General features: G+C 62.5%; 19 protein-coding genes. 9 read left to right on the top strand and 10 right to left on the bottom strand.

Annotated features, from left to right (window positions below; genetic code table 11):
- The first annotated feature begins 17 nt into the window (after positions 1 to 17).
- Together rpmG and LMTR3_RS37855 are read left to right on the top strand one after the other, a co-directional pair.
- Positions 18 to 185 (top strand): 50S ribosomal protein L33, encoded by a 168-nt coding sequence (rpmG, locus tag LMTR3_RS21360; protein ID WP_007603295.1) that lies wholly within the window; start codon positions 18 to 20, stop codon positions 183 to 185.
- Positions 186 to 382: 197 nt separating this feature from the next.
- Complete coding sequence (locus tag LMTR3_RS37855) at positions 383 to 637, top strand: hypothetical protein (protein WP_141686732.1); 255 nt, start codon at positions 383 to 385, stop codon at positions 635 to 637.
- A 79-nt stretch (positions 638 to 716) separates the two neighbouring features.
- Here LMTR3_RS37855 and LMTR3_RS21350 read toward each other — a convergent pair whose 3' ends face one another.
- Together LMTR3_RS21350 and LMTR3_RS21345 are read right to left on the bottom strand one after the other, a co-directional pair.
- Positions 717 to 1,331: a YeeE/YedE thiosulfate transporter family protein gene (locus tag LMTR3_RS21350; protein WP_065746988.1), complete on the bottom strand. Its 615-nt coding sequence runs from the start codon at positions 1,329 to 1,331 to the stop codon at positions 717 to 719.
- Positions 1,332 to 1,344: 13 nt separating this feature from the next.
- On the bottom strand, positions 1,345 to 1,863 hold the full coding sequence (locus LMTR3_RS21345) for a YeeE/YedE thiosulfate transporter family protein (protein WP_065746987.1): 519 nt from the start codon (positions 1,861 to 1,863) through the stop codon (positions 1,345 to 1,347).
- Between the two features lie 191 nt (positions 1,864 to 2,054).
- Here LMTR3_RS21345 and LMTR3_RS21340 point away from each other — a divergent pair, with 191 nt between their 5' ends.
- Together LMTR3_RS21340 and ccoG are read left to right on the top strand one after the other, a co-directional pair.
- Complete coding sequence (locus tag LMTR3_RS21340; RefSeq protein WP_065747351.1) at positions 2,055 to 2,258, top strand: hypothetical protein; 204 nt, start codon at positions 2,055 to 2,057, stop codon at positions 2,256 to 2,258.
- A gap of 15 nt (positions 2,259 to 2,273) precedes the next feature.
- Entirely contained in the window at positions 2,274 to 3,713 is a 1,440-nt protein-coding gene (gene ccoG / locus LMTR3_RS21335) for a cytochrome c oxidase accessory protein CcoG (RefSeq protein WP_065746986.1), read from the top strand.
- Between the two features lie 22 nt (positions 3,714 to 3,735).
- Here the strand turns inward: ccoG and LMTR3_RS21330 are convergent, their stop codons facing one another.
- A complete protein-coding gene (locus LMTR3_RS21330; protein ID WP_065746985.1) occupies positions 3,736 to 4,968 on the bottom strand; it encodes an MFS transporter in 1,233 nt (410 codons plus the stop codon).
- Between the two features lie 133 nt (positions 4,969 to 5,101).
- On the opposite strand from LMTR3_RS21330, the gene LMTR3_RS21325 reads away from it, so the two are divergent.
- Together LMTR3_RS21325 and LMTR3_RS21320 are read left to right on the top strand one after the other, a co-directional pair.
- Positions 5,102 to 5,713: a TetR/AcrR family transcriptional regulator gene (locus LMTR3_RS21325; protein ID WP_065746984.1), complete on the top strand. Its 612-nt coding sequence runs from the start codon at positions 5,102 to 5,104 to the stop codon at positions 5,711 to 5,713.
- A 178-nt stretch (positions 5,714 to 5,891) separates the two neighbouring features.
- Positions 5,892 to 7,118 (top strand): serine hydrolase domain-containing protein, encoded by a 1,227-nt coding sequence (locus LMTR3_RS21320; protein ID WP_245319966.1) that lies wholly within the window; start codon positions 5,892 to 5,894, stop codon positions 7,116 to 7,118.
- Positions 7,119 to 7,270: 152 nt separating this feature from the next.
- Here LMTR3_RS21320 and LMTR3_RS21315 read toward each other — a convergent pair whose 3' ends face one another.
- Both LMTR3_RS21315 and LMTR3_RS21310 read right to left on the bottom strand, forming a co-directional pair.
- Complete coding sequence (locus LMTR3_RS21315; protein ID WP_065746983.1) at positions 7,271 to 8,644, bottom strand: PleD family two-component system response regulator; 1,374 nt, start codon at positions 8,642 to 8,644, stop codon at positions 7,271 to 7,273.
- Between the two features lie 12 nt (positions 8,645 to 8,656).
- The gene (locus tag LMTR3_RS21310; RefSeq protein ID WP_027538546.1) at positions 8,657 to 9,022 is read right to left on the bottom strand and encodes a response regulator; all 366 of its coding nucleotides are present in this window, start codon (positions 9,020 to 9,022) and stop codon (positions 8,657 to 8,659) included.
- 228 nt (positions 9,023 to 9,250) lie between these two features.
- Here LMTR3_RS21310 and LMTR3_RS21305 point away from each other — a divergent pair, with 228 nt between their 5' ends.
- Both LMTR3_RS21305 and LMTR3_RS21300 read left to right on the top strand, forming a co-directional pair.
- Positions 9,251 to 9,550, top strand: a complete 300-nt coding sequence (locus LMTR3_RS21305; RefSeq protein ID WP_065746982.1) for a DUF3572 domain-containing protein — start codon at positions 9,251 to 9,253, stop codon at positions 9,548 to 9,550.
- Entirely contained in the window at positions 9,547 to 10,857 is a 1,311-nt protein-coding gene (locus LMTR3_RS21300; protein ID WP_065746981.1) for a DNA polymerase IV, read from the top strand. The genes LMTR3_RS21305 and LMTR3_RS21300 overlap by 4 nt, the downstream gene beginning before the upstream one ends.
- A gap of 33 nt (positions 10,858 to 10,890) precedes the next feature.
- On the opposite strand, the gene LMTR3_RS21295 is transcribed toward LMTR3_RS21300, so the two are convergent.
- The gene (locus tag LMTR3_RS21295; protein ID WP_065746980.1) at positions 10,891 to 11,292 is read right to left on the bottom strand and encodes a RidA family protein; all 402 of its coding nucleotides are present in this window, start codon (positions 11,290 to 11,292) and stop codon (positions 10,891 to 10,893) included.
- Positions 11,293 to 11,591: 299 nt separating this feature from the next.
- Here LMTR3_RS21295 and LMTR3_RS21290 point away from each other — a divergent pair, with 299 nt between their 5' ends.
- Positions 11,592 to 11,939, top strand: a complete 348-nt coding sequence (locus LMTR3_RS21290) for a hypothetical protein (protein WP_065746979.1) — start codon at positions 11,592 to 11,594, stop codon at positions 11,937 to 11,939.
- 6 nt (positions 11,940 to 11,945) lie between these two features.
- On the opposite strand, the gene LMTR3_RS21285 is transcribed toward LMTR3_RS21290, so the two are convergent.
- The 4 genes from LMTR3_RS21285 to pdhA form a co-directional block, all read right to left on the bottom strand.
- On the bottom strand, positions 11,946 to 12,239 hold the full coding sequence (locus LMTR3_RS21285; RefSeq protein ID WP_065746978.1) for a GYD domain-containing protein: 294 nt from the start codon (positions 12,237 to 12,239) through the stop codon (positions 11,946 to 11,948).
- A gap of 100 nt (positions 12,240 to 12,339) precedes the next feature.
- Positions 12,340 to 13,440 carry a dihydrolipoamide acetyltransferase family protein gene (locus LMTR3_RS21280; protein ID WP_065746977.1) on the bottom strand — a complete coding sequence of 367 codons (1,101 nt, stop codon included), beginning with the start codon at positions 13,438 to 13,440 and terminating at the stop codon, positions 12,340 to 12,342.
- Positions 13,441 to 13,459: 19 nt separating this feature from the next.
- Complete coding sequence (locus tag LMTR3_RS21275) at positions 13,460 to 14,440, bottom strand: alpha-ketoacid dehydrogenase subunit beta (protein ID WP_065747348.1); 981 nt, start codon at positions 14,438 to 14,440, stop codon at positions 13,460 to 13,462.
- A complete protein-coding gene (pdhA, locus tag LMTR3_RS21270) occupies positions 14,433 to 15,518 on the bottom strand; it encodes a pyruvate dehydrogenase (acetyl-transferring) E1 component subunit alpha (RefSeq protein WP_065747349.1) in 1,086 nt (361 codons plus the stop codon). The genes LMTR3_RS21275 and pdhA overlap by 8 nt, the downstream gene beginning before the upstream one ends.
- Positions 15,519 to 15,552 lie beyond the last annotated feature (34 nt).

The following is a 15,552-nucleotide window of genomic DNA, read 5'->3' as shown; positions in this document are numbered from 1 at the left end:
TTTTTGAGGTTCTGAACATGGCCAAAGCGGTCACCATCAAGGTCAAGCTCGTTTCCTCGGCGGATACCGGCTTCTATTACGTCGCCAAGAAGAATTCGCGCACCATGACCGACAAGCTGGTCAAGAAGAAGTACGACCCGGTCGCGCGCAAGCACGTCGAGTTTCGCGAAGCGAAGATTAAATAGTTGGCAGCTCACTGCTGATGGATTCGACGGGGCCCTTCGGGCCCCGTTTCGTTTTCCGGCATCGGCGTGACAGCCGTTACATAGCGTTCCGGCATTGTGTCGAAAGCCAATTGATATTTCCGATCGCCCTCGCCATTCGCGACACTCCCGTCATCGCTCCGCAGAACTTGCCGCGGGGCATGTCAGGGAGAGCTACCATGTCATTCATCAAGATCGGTCTCGCCGCGATCGGCAGCCTCATTGCATTTGCAGCGTCCGCCTCGGCCGAAGTTCGCTACAACGGCTTCCCCAAGCTCGGGTACTACATCGAACCGTCGGCGCCGGCCCCAACGCAATCCACCACAGCCGGCAGGCGGAGCGTCTTTGACGCAAGAGCTGACCTTCCCAGGGCAGCCCCACCCGTCCCGCAATCCCCGTTTCGCAAGGGCGGTATCAACTCCCGCGGGACCTGAAACAATCCTCGGCGTTGAGAATTGCTCCGATTCTCAACGCACCCTTCATTCGATCCTGCGACTGGTCTATGCGCGGCATTTAATCCACCGGCGCCAGCCGGCGGTGCGGTCGCGGGAGTCTCTGCGCTACGTTTCCGTCCACATCCGAACCGAGGTCCTTGCGCCAGGGCCGCGCCTTCTCGATCAGCACCAGAATGACAACGATGGCCGCGGCCAGGGCGAGCGCGCCCTGCCAATAGGGAATGCCCGCCAGATCCGTAAAGATCAGTTTGGTCCCCGTGCCGATCAGCGACTTGGCTAGCCAGGGTTGCGCGTAAGAGAAGACGACTGCACCGGACAATCCACCGAGCAGCGTGAAGATGGCGTCGCGATAGCCGACGCCAATCTGTGCCAGTGTCGTGCCGGGACAGGCACCCGCCAGCGCGATGCCGGCGCCGAGGATCAGCCCGCCGACGATGTCGGCGGCATACAGCGCCGCCTTTGGCTGGAGCTTGACGAAGCCAAATCCATTGAGAAACGCCAGCACCACCGCCCCGGTCGCAACCGCGCTCAGGAACACCTTGAGCATGATCCAATTTCTCAACTGCATCTGGCCGACGATGATTCCCGGCTCGAATACCCGCGACTTCTCCAGTGCGAAGCCGAAGACAACTCCCATCAGCAGGCCGCTGATGATTCCAACTGCAACCGACATGACGGCCTCCTGGTTATATTCGGCGAAGCAGAAGCAAAGCGGTAGCGATGCCACCCCCGAACATCGCTGCTACCGCAACCGTCGAGCCGACGGATAATTGCGCCATTCCAGAAAGTCCGTGTCCGCTGGTGCAGCCGTCGGCAATCCGCGCGCCGAGCAGCATCAGGAAGCCGGCAACAAACGCAATTGCGTATCGCAAGCCACTCGACGGCGAGCCCAGCGCCTTCGCCCAGATTGGCGATATCGGCGCACGGACCGCGCCCGACATCTTCATCGACGCGAATGCCCCGAAGCCAATGCCGGCGACCAGCGCGACTTGCCAGAGGTTCTTGGCATTCGCCGCAACATGTTTGGCTACGTAGTCGATGTTCAGTAGCGAGGGGTCGGCCAAGCCGGCTATCGCCGCGCCGACCGTAACGTACGAAGACGACGCTCCGAGCGCGCTCTCGATGATCAGGAATGCCGGGATCTGCAGCAGGCCGATCAGCACGCCGGCAGCGTAAGGCGACCAGGCCCTGTCGAAAGGTGACATCGGCAATCTCCCCAAATCATTACATTAGCATTTCATAATATAATGGTACGCGAACGAGCCCTCATTGACCTGGATCAACCGGTGCCGCGCCGAGCAAAAACAACCTCAGCGCTGCGGAATTTGTTGCTGATCAATGCGCGCGCTCAATGCGCTGCGAGAGTGCGGTCTGCTTCAACCGCGGAGAACAAGCCATGCTCAAGATCTCGCTTCTCGTATGGATCATCTTGGGAACGGCACTTGCAGGCACCGCCGTGATTGCGGTCCTCGCCGTCCCCTCCCTTGCCGCTCAGGCCATGAAGAATATTCCGTTCGCGGTGCTGATCGGTTTTTCTGTCGCCATGCCGCTCTCCTATCTGATCGCCAGGAAGATCGGCACCTCACCGGCTCGACAGTAGGAAAGCACAACCGCCATGGGCGAAACCATCATTGAAGGGCCGCTATATGCGCCCCGCAAGAAGGTCTATCCGCAGGCCATCCATGGCCGGTTTCGCCGGATCAAATGGACGCTGCTGGTGGTGGGACTGGCGGTCTATTATCTGCTGCCTTTCGTGCGCTGGGATCGCGGCCCCGGCCTACCCAGCCAAGCGGTACTGCTCGACCTGCCGCATCGCCGCTTCTACTTCTTCTTCATCGAGCTATGGCCGCAGGAGGTCTACTACTTCACCGGCCTGCTGATCATCGCGGCGATGACGCTATTCCTGATGAACGCGCTGGCGGGCCGCATCTGGTGCGGCTACCTCTGCCCGCAAACGATCTGGACGGACCTGTTCTATGCCGTCGAGCGCTGGGTCGAGGGCGACCGGCGCGAACGCATCCTGAAGGACAAGCACGCCTGGACCTTCAGCCATATGCGCGAGGTCGCGACCAAGCACTTCCTGTGGCTGATGATCGCCTGGTGGACCGGCGGCGCCTGGGTGCTGTATTTCGCCGATGCGCCGACGTTGGTGAAGGATCTCGCCACCTTCCAGGCGCCGTTCATCGCCTATCTCTGGATCGGCATCCTGACCGCGACCACCTATGTGTTCGCCGGCCATGCGCGCGAACAGGTCTGCATCTATATGTGTCCCTGGCCGCGCATCCAGGCGGCGTTGACGGACGAATGGGCGCTCAACGTAACCTATCGCCGCGACCGCGGCGAACCGCGCACCTCCATCAAGAAGGCGGAGCAGTTGCGCCTCGCCGGGGAACCGGCCGGCGATTGCGTCGACTGCCATCAGTGCATCAATGTGTGTCCAACCGGCGTCGACATCCGCAACGGCATCCAACTCGGCTGCATTCAATGCGGCCTGTGCATCGACGCCTGCGACGCGATCATGCAGCAGATAAACCGGCCGACCGGGCTGATCGCCTACGATACCGACATCAATGTCGAGCGCCGGCTTGCCGGCAAGCCGCCGATCTACCATCTGATCCGCGCGCGTACCGTACTCTACGCCGCCATCATCGTCGTCGTCGGCTGCATCATGCTGTACACGCTGGCGACCCGCAGCTCGATGGCCATCAGCGCGCTGCACGAACGCAGCCCGCTATTCGTCGCCCTGAGCGATGGCAGCGTCCGCAATGACTATACCGTACGTTTCCTCAACAAGGCCGGCGTGTCCCGTTCCTTCGCGCTGGAAGTGCACGGTCTTCCCGCCGCCGAGATTCGCACGTCGGGGATCGAACCTGGGGCGGACGGAAAACTGATCGTCGAGGTCGGGCCCGACCAGACCCGGGAACTCAGGGCATCGGTGCAGGTAGCGGCAGCCGGCTTGCCGAAGGAAGCGATCGATATCGAGTTCAGGGCGATAGATGTCACAACCGGCCAAGCCGCCTCGGTCCGCGATCACTTTATCCCGGCCGCCAAATGACCTGACCTTGGGTGATGCCTGCCTATCGCGCCGCCACCAGCGGCGGTCCGCTCGGCCGGATCAGCGCGAACGCGACCTGGACAATGCCGCCGGCCAGACCAAGCGCGACGCCGATCCGCCACGCCATGGTGTAGGAGCCGAGCGCGTCGTACAGCACCCCGCCGCCGAACGCGCCGAGGAAGCTGCCGACCTGGTGGCTCATGAAGGCGAGCCCCTGGATCATCGCCTGCCATTTCAGGCCGAACATTTCCGCCACCGCGCCCGCGACCAACGGGCCGACGCCCATCCAGAGGAAACCCATGATGGCGCCGAACAGCAGCGTGGTCGCCGGCGTCGGCGGCAGCGTGAAATACCAGGCGAGCGCGATCGAGCGGAAGATGTAGATGCCGCCGAGCAGCGCCAGCTTGTTCCAGCGCTGGCCGGCCCAGCCGAAGAAGATGCTGCCGAGCACGTTGAAGCCGCCGATCATGCCGAGCGTCTGCGCGCTCAGCATCGGATCCATGCCGCAGATCGCAAGATACGACGGCAGGTGCGTGGTGAGAAAGACGAGCTGCATGCCGCAGACGAAATAGGCGCCGGTCATCACCACGAAAGACGCGTTGGCGAACGCCATCTTCGTTGCAGCGGTGGCCGAAGTATCGCCGATCTCGTCTTCCGTCGGCTTGGGCAACGGAATCTTGTCCACCCTGCCCGCATACCAGGCCGCGGGAATCATCAGGAGCGACAGCACCACGAAGCCGACGAGCCCGATTCGCCAGCCGTAACCTTCATTGAGCATCTGCCCGATCGGCGCCGACAACAGCGCGCCGAGGGAGCCGGCGCCCGACACCAGGCCGAGCACGGTGGAGCGCACCGTCGCTGGCACCGCGCGCGCCGCAACCGACATCGCAATCGCCGCCGCGGTGCATGCCAGCGACGTGCCGATCAACACGCCGCCGCCGATCATGACGGCGAGAACGCCGTTCGCCCCGGCCATCAAGGCAAGGCCGGCGACATAGAGCAGCGCGCCGACCACCATGATGGCGCGAAAGCCGTAGCGCACCGTCAGCGCACCGGCGAGCGGCTGCAAAAATCCCCAAGCGAGGTTTTGCACCGCGATCGCCAGCGTGAAGTCGGAAATCGATATTCTGATATCGTGCGTCAGCGGCTGCATGAAAATGCCGAGCGACTGCCGCAGCCCCATGCTCAGCGTCAGCATGATGGATGCGCCGATCAGAATGGGCAGCGTCGGACGCAGGATTTGCAGCAGGGCCATTGTTTTTATTCTCCCTAAGGGGCGCGATTCGAACGCCGCGTCCTGCAATTGGCATCTGAAATAGGTACACAGACCTGTGTACCTGGGCTATAAGGGGCGCTGCTGTCAAGCAAACGGTGACCCACGCATTCGCATGGCTACCCTGCCCGCCAAACCGGCGATGAAGGAACGGATTCTGGAAACCGCGGATAGGCTGTTCTATCTGCAGGGAATTCGCGCGGTCGGCGTCGACACCATCGCCGCCGAAATCGGCATCAGCAAGCGCACGCTGTACAATCATTTTCCATCCAAGGACGCGCTGATCTCGGCCTATCTGGCGCGGCGCTTCGTGGCGCCGCGGCCATCAGACAAGTCGCCGGTCGAGCAAATTCTCGGCACTTTCGATTCGCTGGAGCGACGCTTTTCGGCGAAAGATTTTCGCGGCTGTCCCTTCGTCAATGCGGTGGCCGAACTCGGCGAGGATCGGTCGGTCCGAAAGGTTGCGGTCGAGTTCAAGGAAAGCCGCCGCCTCTGGTTTCGCGACCTGCTGGTGCAACTCGGCGCCCGTGAAGCGGACGCGCTGGCGACGCAGCTCGCTCTGCTCGTCGACGGCTCGATCGCCCAGGATCTCATCCGCAACGACCCCGCGATGGCGCGCGCGGCAAAGGAAGCCGCGACGGTGCTGCTCAGGAATGCGGGGGTGAAGGTGGGTGCGGCTGCGCCGAAGCATGCGGAAAAGAAGCGGCAGTCAAGGTCGGCAACTTGAAGCGCTCCCAACCGTCGTCCCTGCGAACGCAGGGACCCATACGCTGCGGCCTTTCAATAAGGCGATGTGGCGGTTACCTTCTTGCTGCAAAAAGCGCCGGTGGTTATGGGTCCCTGCGTTCGCAGGGACGACATCAAGATAGAGCCGCGCCAAACTAACGAAGGTAAAGGGAGCGAAAATGGAAGACCTGAAAGTGACCGCAAACGGTTATGACTTCAAACCGGCACGCGCAGCCATGCAGCGCTATGTCGACAACAACCTGCTGTCAGGCATTTCCTGGGCGGTCATGGTCGGGCGGGACCTCGTCGACGTGAATTGCGTCGGCTGGGCCGACAAGGAAGCGCAGACGCCGCTCCGCACCGATCACATCTTCCGCGTCTTCTCCAACACCAAGCTGATCACCTCCTGCGCCGTGCTCTTGCTGTTCGAGGAAGGCAGACTCAAGCTCGACGACGCAATCGAAAAATTCATTCCGCAGCTCGGAAACCGCCAAGTACTGCGGCCCGGCGCCAGCTCGCTGGATGATACCGAGCCTGCGAAGAGCTCGATCACCATCCGTCAGTTGCTCAGCCACAGCTCCGGCCTGAGCTACGGCTTCTTCGATCCCGGTACCGCCATCTACAAGGCGCTCAACGAGCGCGGCGTCCACAATCCCATGACGACGCTGGCCGACATGGTGGACGTGCTGGCCGGCTTGCCGCTGATCTATCAGCCAGGCACGTCGTGGGAATATTCGCTGGCCACCGACGTGCTGGGGCGGCTGGTCGAAGTCATCAGCGGCCAGAGTTTCGACAAGTTCATCCAGGCGCGCATTCTGGGTCCGCTCGGCATGGTCGATACCGGCTTCGTCGTGCCGGAAAAGGATCGGGGCCGGCTCGTCGCCTATTACGCCGGTGCTGATATGATGGAGCCGATGAAGCCGGGATTGACCCGAACCGACAACTCGCCCTTCCCCGGCGCTTATCTGCACCCGATCGCAAGACTGAGCGGCGGCGGCGGCCTGGTTTCAACCCTGCCCGACATGGTCGCGCTGATCCGAAGCCTGCTGCCCGGCGGGTCGACCCTGCTCAAGCCCGAGACGATTGCGCTGATGCTGACCAACCAATTGCCCGAGGGCCAGTGGATCCGCTTTGCCATGATGGGAGAGCAGCCCGGCAAAGCGTTTAGCCTGGCCGGCGGATTGATCCTGACGCCTTCGGCGTTCGATCACCCGGATGCCGCAGGCGAACTCTATTGGGGCGGCGTCGCCGGCACCCAATGGTGGATCTCGCCGAAGCGCAACATGGCCGGCGTGATGATGGCGCAGCGCCAGATGGCGTTCGTGCATCCGTTCTCGTTCGAGTTCAAACGACTGGCGTATGAGGCGGTGAAGCAGGATGCCGAAGAGATGCGGGCGTCCGCGTAAGCATCCGCATAACGGCTGTCGTCACCCGCGAAAGCGGGTGATCCAGTATTCCAGAGACGTTAATCGTCGAATTGAGAGGCCGCGGCGTACTGGATACCCCGCTTTCGCGGGGTATGACGACTTAGCAAGGCGGCGCAACCGCGCAATGACGGCTAGGCCGCCGCTGATACCACCCGGTTTCGTCCGTCGTGCTTGGCGCGATAGAGCGCAGTGTCGGCGCGCTTGAGCACGTCGGCGACCGGCTCGCCCTTGTGGTCCAGCGTCGCCAGGCCGATCGAGATCGTGACGTCGATCCGCTTGGTGCCCTTGTTGACCGCAAAGGTTTCGCTGGCGATCGAGCGGCGCAGACGCTCGGCAACCATGCCGGCGACGCTCAGGTCGGTTTCCGGCATCACGATGACGAATTCCTCGCCGCCATAGCGGCAGGCCAGATCGATGCCGCGGATCGACTTGCGGATGCGCACGGCGAACTCGCGCAGCACGTCGTCGCCGGCGTCGTGGCCGTAGGTGTCGTTGATGGATTTGAAGAAGTCGATGTCGAGGATCATCAGCGCGAGCGGCTTGCCGCGACTCGAGGCCTGCTCGACGAGCGTCGAGAGATGGCTTTCCATGTAGCGGCGATTGTGTAGGCCGGTCAGCGCGTCGGTGATCGCCATTTCGATCGAGTTCTGCACGTTGTCGCGCAGATGGTCGGTATAGCGCCGCTTGCGGATCTGGGTGCGCGCCCGCGCCAGCAGCTCGTTCTTGTCGACGGGACGGAGCAGATAATCGTTGACGCCGATTTCGAGCCCGCGCAGCAGACGCGCATTGTTGTCGGCGTCGGAGATGGCGAGAATGGGCAACTGGCGGGTGCGCTCCAGCGAGCGCGCCTGGCTGCACAGCCGCAGACCGTCGTAATTTTCCAGGCTGAGAGAGACGATCAGCAAATCGTAATTGCCGTCAGCGGCGTGAAACAGCGCTTCCGCCGGATTGATTTCGACGTCGACGGTGTGCTCGGAGGCAAGGATCGGCGCCAGCCGCTCGTAGGACGACGGCCGGTCATCGACCAAAAGGATCCGTCCGCCGACGCCCTTGTCGGCGATCGCGCTGCGCTCGGGCGCTTCCATGCCGATCTCGAGCGAGGTGATGGCGCGCATGCGCAGCTCATCGGTCATCATCTTCAGCCGTGTCAGTGACCGAACGCGCGCGATCAGAACAATGTCGGATACCGGCTTGGTGAGAAAATCGTCGGCCCCGGCTTCCAGCCCGCGGACGCGATCGGACGGGCTGTCGAGCGCGGTGACGATCACGACGGGAATGAAATGGGTCGCCGGGTTGGATTTCAGCCGGCGACAGACCTCGAAACCGTCCATGTCCGGCATCATGACGTCGAGCAGGATGATGTCGCATTCGGAGCGCGAACAGAGGTCGAGCGCCTCGGCGCCGTTGGAAGCAGTCAGCACGTCGAAATATTCGGCCGACAGCCGGGCTTCCAGCAGCTTGACGTTCGCAGGAACGTCATCGACGACGAGGATACGCGCAGACATCGAAACTCACCCCTACCCGATAAAACGCCGTACGGTTTCAATAAACTTGCCGACGGAAATTGGCTTGGACAGATACGCCTCGCAGCCGCCTTCGCGGATGCGCTCTTCATCGCCCTTCATCGCAAACGCGGTGACGGCAACCACCGGAATGGCGCGCAACTCCGGATCGTCCTTGATCCAGCGCGTCACTTCGAGGCCCGACACCTGCGGAAGCTGGATATCCATCAGGATCAGATCGGGGCGCAGCTTGCGGACGAGATCGAGCGCCTCGAAACCATTGCTGGTGCCGGAGGTTTGATAGCCATGCGCTTCCAACAGATCGCGAAAGAGCTTCATATTGAGCTCGTTGTCCTCCACGATCAGGACGGTTTTCGCCATCCCGTCCCTCCCTCATCCCAGGAAACAAGTCCGGCCTTTCGGCACGTCTTGCTCCGACGCCGCCCCCTGTCGAAAAGTGAAATCAAACTAGCGCCAGATTCGCTCTAAGCCGTTAAATCGATGCGCCAACTTTTACGAAGCGGTCCGATTGTTGAACATACTCCGCAGACTCGGGCATGATGGTTCCCAAATTAGAGACCATAAGTTAACGGAAAGGCAAACGATCTATTGAAAAAGCCTGTTCACAACCCTCGCGAAGTGGCTGAAATCGTTGCGGTTCAGGCGCTGAGTTTCATTGCCGGCGATCCTGAGAGGCTCGGCCTGTTCCTGGCTGAAACCGGCATCGGTCCGGAGACGCTGCGCACCGCCGCCGCCGACCCGCAATTTCTGGCCTCGGTGCTGGATTTTGTGATGCGGGATGACGCAACGGTGAAGGCATTTGCGAGCGCCTCGCAACTGCACCCGACCAACATTGCCGCCGCCCGCCAGGTGCTCGGCGATCCGAATTGGGAGCGCGACGTGCCGTGAACGCGCAAGCGCCAACCTTCTTAGATGGTCCGCGCGCGTTCTGCCGGGATTGCCTCGGCGACCTCGATATCAAGGCAAGGCGATGCAATGAATGCGGTTCCCCCCGCCTGGTCCGCCACCATGCCCTACCCTCGCTGACGCTGGCGCACATCGACTGCGACGCGTTCTACGCCACGGTGGAGAAGCGCGACAATCCGGAACTTGCCGACAAGCCCGTGATCATCGGCGGCGGCAAGCGCGGCGTGGTGTCGGCTGCCTGTTATGTCTCGCGGACCTATGGCGTGCGCTCGGCGATGCCGATGTTTAAAGCGCTGGCGCTCTGCCCCCAGGCAGCCGTGATCCCGCCAAACATGGCCAAATATGTCCGCGTCGGCCGCGAGGTGCGGCAGGCCATGCAGACGCTGACGCCGTTGGTGGAACCGCTCTCGATCGACGAGGCGTTTCTCGATCTTTCCGGCACGCAGCGCGTTCACGGCATGATTCCCGCCAAGGTGCTGGCGCGCTTTGCCCGCGAGGTCGAGCGCAACATCGGCATTACGGTTTCCGTCGGCCTCTCCTGCAACAAGTTTTTGGCCAAGATCGCCTCCGATCTCGACAAGCCGCGCGGCTTTGCCGCCCTCGACCAGATTGAGGCCCGCGAGATGCTCGCCGACAAGCCGGTCGGATTCATCTACGGCGTCGGTCCCGCGACCCAGGAAAAGCTGCAGCAGCGGGGGTTTCGTGTCATTGCGGACCTGCAGCGCGCCGACGAGGTCGAGTTGATGAAGCAGTTCGGCGGCGAAGGCCGTCGGCTGTGGCGGCTGGCGCGCGGCATCGACGATCGCAGCGTGGTCCCCGACCGCGGCGCCAAGACGATATCGAGCGAAACCACGTTCGAAAACGACATCCGCGATTTCGCCACGCTGGAACGGCTGTTGTGGCGGCTGTCGGAAAAGGTGTCGTCCCGGCTGAAGAACGGCAACCTTGCAGGCCTCACCATCACGCTGAAGCTGAAGGCCGCCGACTTCAAGCAGCGCACCCGCTCGCAATCGATTCAAGCGCCGACCCAGCTCGCCGCGAAGATTTTTGCGGTGTCGCGCGAAATGCTGGCCAAGGAGATCGACGGCACCGCCTTCCGCCTGATGGGCACGGGCGTCAGCGCGCTGCGCGAGGGATCGCGAGGAGACGACATCGACATGCTCGACCGCCGCTCGGCCCACGCCGAGCGCGCGATGGATGACTTGCGGAAGAAGTTCGGCAATGCCGCCGTGATCCGGGGCATCGCCTACAAGGGGCCGGTGAAGGAGGAGGACGAGGAGGAAGAGTAGCACACCAGCCCCTCCACGTCAGCAATGACGACATCAATCGACGACCGCCACTGCCTCAATCTCGATCAACCATTCGGGGGCCGCGAGCGCCGTGACTCCGACGAGCGTGCTCGCCGGCGGCTCTATGCCTTCAAAGAAAACCGAGCGCGCCTTGCCGATGATCGGACGGAGCTCCGGTCTATAGCCGACGACGAAAGTGGTGATCTTCACGATGTCAGCGTAACTCGCACCGGCGGCTTTCAGCGCCAGGCCGATATTTTGCATCACCTGTGTCGTCTGCGCGGCTATATCACCCTCGCCGACCACCCGTCCCTCTTCATCGGTGGATACCTGTCCCGCGATATAGATCGTGCGCGCGCCTGAAGCTGTGACGACGTGGGAGTAAGCCGGATTGTGGTGAAGGCCGCTTGGCCGAAGTTTTTCGAGCTTGCTCATGTTTACGCCTCCCTGACGTGCATGGTTCGTCCGAAGCGTATCCGGGTCCGGCGCTCTCGACCAGACTCGTTATCGCAGGATGCGCAGCACGCGTCCCAAGGCCTGCCCCGAAGACGAGGTCCCTTAATTGCAGGGCTTGCAATCCCTGACGCCGAATTTGCCCACCCTCAAAGGAAGATACTCAACTATGCGGCCTTGAACCGGCAAGGAATGATCAGATTTCTATTAAGTCTCCAACTTGCAGGGAGCCCGCAGGCCCGGATGCGTTCCACGAAACCCCTACGCGGAAGGAACGGAACATGGCCATTTTAAAACGGGAGTTACATCGGCAGGTCAAAGGCCCGGAAACCACCGAGCTGGATCTTTGGAACCTGGTCTTCGACACTGACACCAAGCGCTTGTACGTCGAACATGAGTGGACCTACATGGATCCGCTTATTCGCGGGGCGGCGGACTATCGAACGGACGTAATGGATATCGCGGAGTATCTGTCGCAAGGCGGTCAAACCGCGGGCCACCGTGAACTCTGGCGGTTGCTGCGAGCGATCTTCAAGGAACAGTTCGAACCTGAGGAGCATGACCGCCAAGCGGCACTTTCGGAGCAGCCCCCTGCTCAGGAAGTCGAGCAGAAGTCGCCAAGTCCCTGACGCAGATCAGAGCATCTTGCCGACGACCTTGGTCATGTCCTCCGCCGAGAAGGCTCGCAACGACTCGGTGCGAACATTGCCCAAGGCGCCGAGGCTCAAGCTAAGCGTCATGGCGGAGAATTCATCCGGCGCATCGAGGATCGTCACAATGTCGTAGCGTCCCTGCGTCCAGAACAGCTCCTTTACCGTAATTCCGAAGGTCTCGGCCATTTTCTTGAAAGCCTCTGCCCGTTTCGGTGAATCCTTCGCGCCTCGGATCCCTTGATCGGTAAAGTTGGCAAGCACGACATACGTTACCATCGTGGCTCTCCCTGATTGTCGGGTTTAACCGAACCTCCCGGCCGATCGCTCGTGGCCATCCATCGATCAGCGCTCGTGGATACCCCTGCGCACGGCTGTCTCACGAAAACTGCTCAAGGTCCGCTTTGAGCGCTACCAGGAAGCGAGCGGCTTCACCGCCTGTTACAACGCGATGGTCGAAGGTAAGCGACAATGGCAGCACGCGCCTCACCGCCGGCTGGCCTCGATAGGCGACCACCCCTTGGGTAATCCGGCCGGCGCCTATGATCGCCACTTGTGGCGGTACGACGATCAGACTGGCGAAGCGGCCTCCGATCATTCCGAAATTCGACAGCGTAATCGTCGCTCCGCGCAGTTCTCCCGGAGGTATCGAGCGCGCGACGGCGTCCGCCCGCATCCGGTCAAGCCCGGTTCGCAAGTCCGATACGTCCCGCTCGGCGACATTGCGCAACACGGGAACGATAAGACCACCCCCGGTATCGACGGCAATGCCGAGATCGATACGGTCGATCAGACGCCGTTCGCCGACGCCAGAATTGTACCAGGCATTGAGCGAAGGCTCCGTCTTGCAGGCGGCAGCGATCGCGCGCACCAGTCGGATTGTCACATCCTCGCCGGTTCGCCAATCGTCGATATCGGCCTCGTCGGTGACACCGGCAGGAACGATCTCGGCATGAGCCGCTGTCATGCGCTGAGCCATCGCGCGCCGCAAACCGCGCAAGGGTTCGGGAGGTCCGGTATGGGACAAGCCCCTGGCAGCCCGTTCCACATCCGCGCGCGTGATGGTGCCGCCGGGTCCTGTGGCTTCGATCAGGTCGAGGTCGACATCGAGCTTGCGGGCGAGCGCGCGCACCGCCGGAAACACCTGGGCCTTCTGTCCAGTCGCTGGCCCGGAGGGCGCCGCTGCTGCCGGCGGCGGCTCGCCAGCGCCAAGTTCGCCGACAATGGTGCCGGTGTCTTGCTCGGGGCCTTCGGCAAACTCGACAAGCGGCGCGCCTACCTTCACCACATCTCCCTTGGCGCCAAACAGGTGCAGGATGCGTCCGCCCGAGGGCGACGGCACCTCGACGACGGCTTTGTCGGTCTCGACTGAAACCAGTGGCTGATCGGTAACGACGTGATCGCCTTCGTTGACATACCAGTTCACAATCTCGGCCTCTTCGAGACCCTCTCCCAGATCCGGCAATACGAACTGGCGCATGGGATAAATCCGCTGGCAATCAACTGAACTGGCACGCTTTGCGCGCGGCCGTCACGATACGATCGACCGATGGCATCATGTGTTGCTCGAGCCGTGCCATCGGAATGATCGTGTCGTAGCCGGTGACGCGGGCCACAGGCGCGAGCAGAGAGGTCAGAGCGCGCTCGGCGATCAGCGCCGCGATCTCGCCTCCGAATCCGCCGGTGCGTGTCGCCTCGTGCACGATGACACAGCGTCCGGTTTTTGCGACCGAACCGAGCACCGTGGCTTCATCGTAAGGCTTGAGCGTGGCGAGATCGATGACCTCGGCGGCGACGCCGTCGGCAGCCAGCGCGTCGGCCGCCGCCATGGTTTCCTTCAGCATCGCACCCCAGCTAATCAGCGTGACGTCGCGGCCCTCCCGCAGGACAAAGGCGACATCCAGCGGCAAAGCCTCACCGTTATCTTCCACCTCGCCTTTCGCCGCGCGGTAGATGCGGGTCGGCTCCAGAAACACCACCGGATCGGGATCGCGGATCGCGGCGAGCAGCAGTCCGTAGGCGCGCTCCGGCGACGAAGGAATGACAACGCGCAGGCCGGGGATATGGGCGAGCATCGCCTCGGTGCTTTCGGAATGATGCTCCGGCGCGCGAATGCCGGCGCCATGCGGCGTCCGCAGAACCATTGGACAGGTGAGCCGTCCCTGGGTGCGGTTGCGGATTCGGGAGGCGTGGTTCACCAGTTGATCGATGCAGGGATACAGAAACCCCATAAACTGGATCTCGCCGACGGGCTTCACCCCCTGCGCCGCCATGCCGACACAGAGCCCGCTGATCAGGAGTTCGGCAAGCGGCGTATCGAGGACGCGTTCGGGGCCGAAGCGCGTTTGCAGGCCGACGGTTGCGCGGAAGACTCCGCCGTTGATGCCGACATCTTCGCCAAGCACGACGACATCAGGGTCATCCTCCATCGCGCGGGCGAGCGCCAGATTGACGGCCTCGACCAACGTCACCTCAGGCATCGCCGTCTCCCGCGAGTTGGCGGCGCTGCGCGGCGTACGTCTCGGGCAGCTCGGCATAGAGATGATCGAACATGATTTCCGGCCGGCGCGGCTCCGTTGCCAGGTAGCGCTCGACCGCCGCCTCGACGCGCTCATGGCACTCCGCCGCGAGCTGTTCCTCCTGCGCCTTGCTCCACATTTTTTGACCGACGAGATAGCTCCTCAGGCGCGTAATCGGCTCTTCCTTCCAGCGGGCCTGGACTTCGTCAGCCGAACGATAGCGTAACGCGTCATCGGAGGTCGTATGATCGCCGAGCCGGTAGGTGACCGCCTCGATGAAGCGCGGGCCCTGGCCCTCACGGGCGGTGGCAATGGCGTCTTCGGCCGCGGCGCGCATCGCCACAACATCGCTGCCGTCCACCTGCTCGCCGATGAAGCCGGCGGCGATGGCTTTCTGCGCCAGCGTTTCGCAACCGGTCTGTAGTCGTAACGGGACGGAAATAGCCCATTGGTTGTTGGTGGCGACGAACACGACCGGCAATTTGTGCACCCCGGCAAAATTCATCGCCTCGTAGACGTCACCCTTCGAAGTGGCGCCATCGCCGAACATGCATACGGCGACACGCGGCTGCTTGCGAAGCTTGAAGGCATAGGCAACGCCGGCGGCATGCGGCGCCTGCGAACCCACGGGAACACAAAACGGGAAATCCTGAACCGGTCCGGAGAATTGATTGCCCCGCTCGTCCCCTCCCCAGAACAGCAGGATCTCCTCCAGCTTGACGCCACGCCAGATCAGCGCGCCATTGTCGCGATAGGAGGGCAACAGGACGTCCTCTGCGCGCATCGCGCTGGCTATCCCGACCGACACCGCCTCCTGGCCGAGCGAAACGGCGTACGTCCCGAGCCGGCCGGTGCGCTGCAATGCGACAGCCTTTCGGTCAAAGTTGCGCAGCAGCAGCATCGCTCGATAGAGCGCAGTGAGAAGGTTGGCATCGGAGGCGAATGCAGGGAGCGGCCGGTTAATCGAGCCGTCTGGCGCGAGGTAATTGCGGTGGCGCACCTCAAAGCGCGCGATGACGGGAAGTCCTCCGTCTGACATTTTTTTGCTGGCCACGTCCTCGCTCCCAGAGCGA

It is taken from the genome of Bradyrhizobium sp. LMTR 3 (assembly GCF_001693485.1).
In the GTDB taxonomy this organism is placed as follows: Bacteria; Pseudomonadota; Alphaproteobacteria; order Rhizobiales; family Xanthobacteraceae; genus Bradyrhizobium.
Note: the sequence above shows the minus strand (reverse complement) of the source record. Positions and strands in the feature narration are given on the sequence as shown.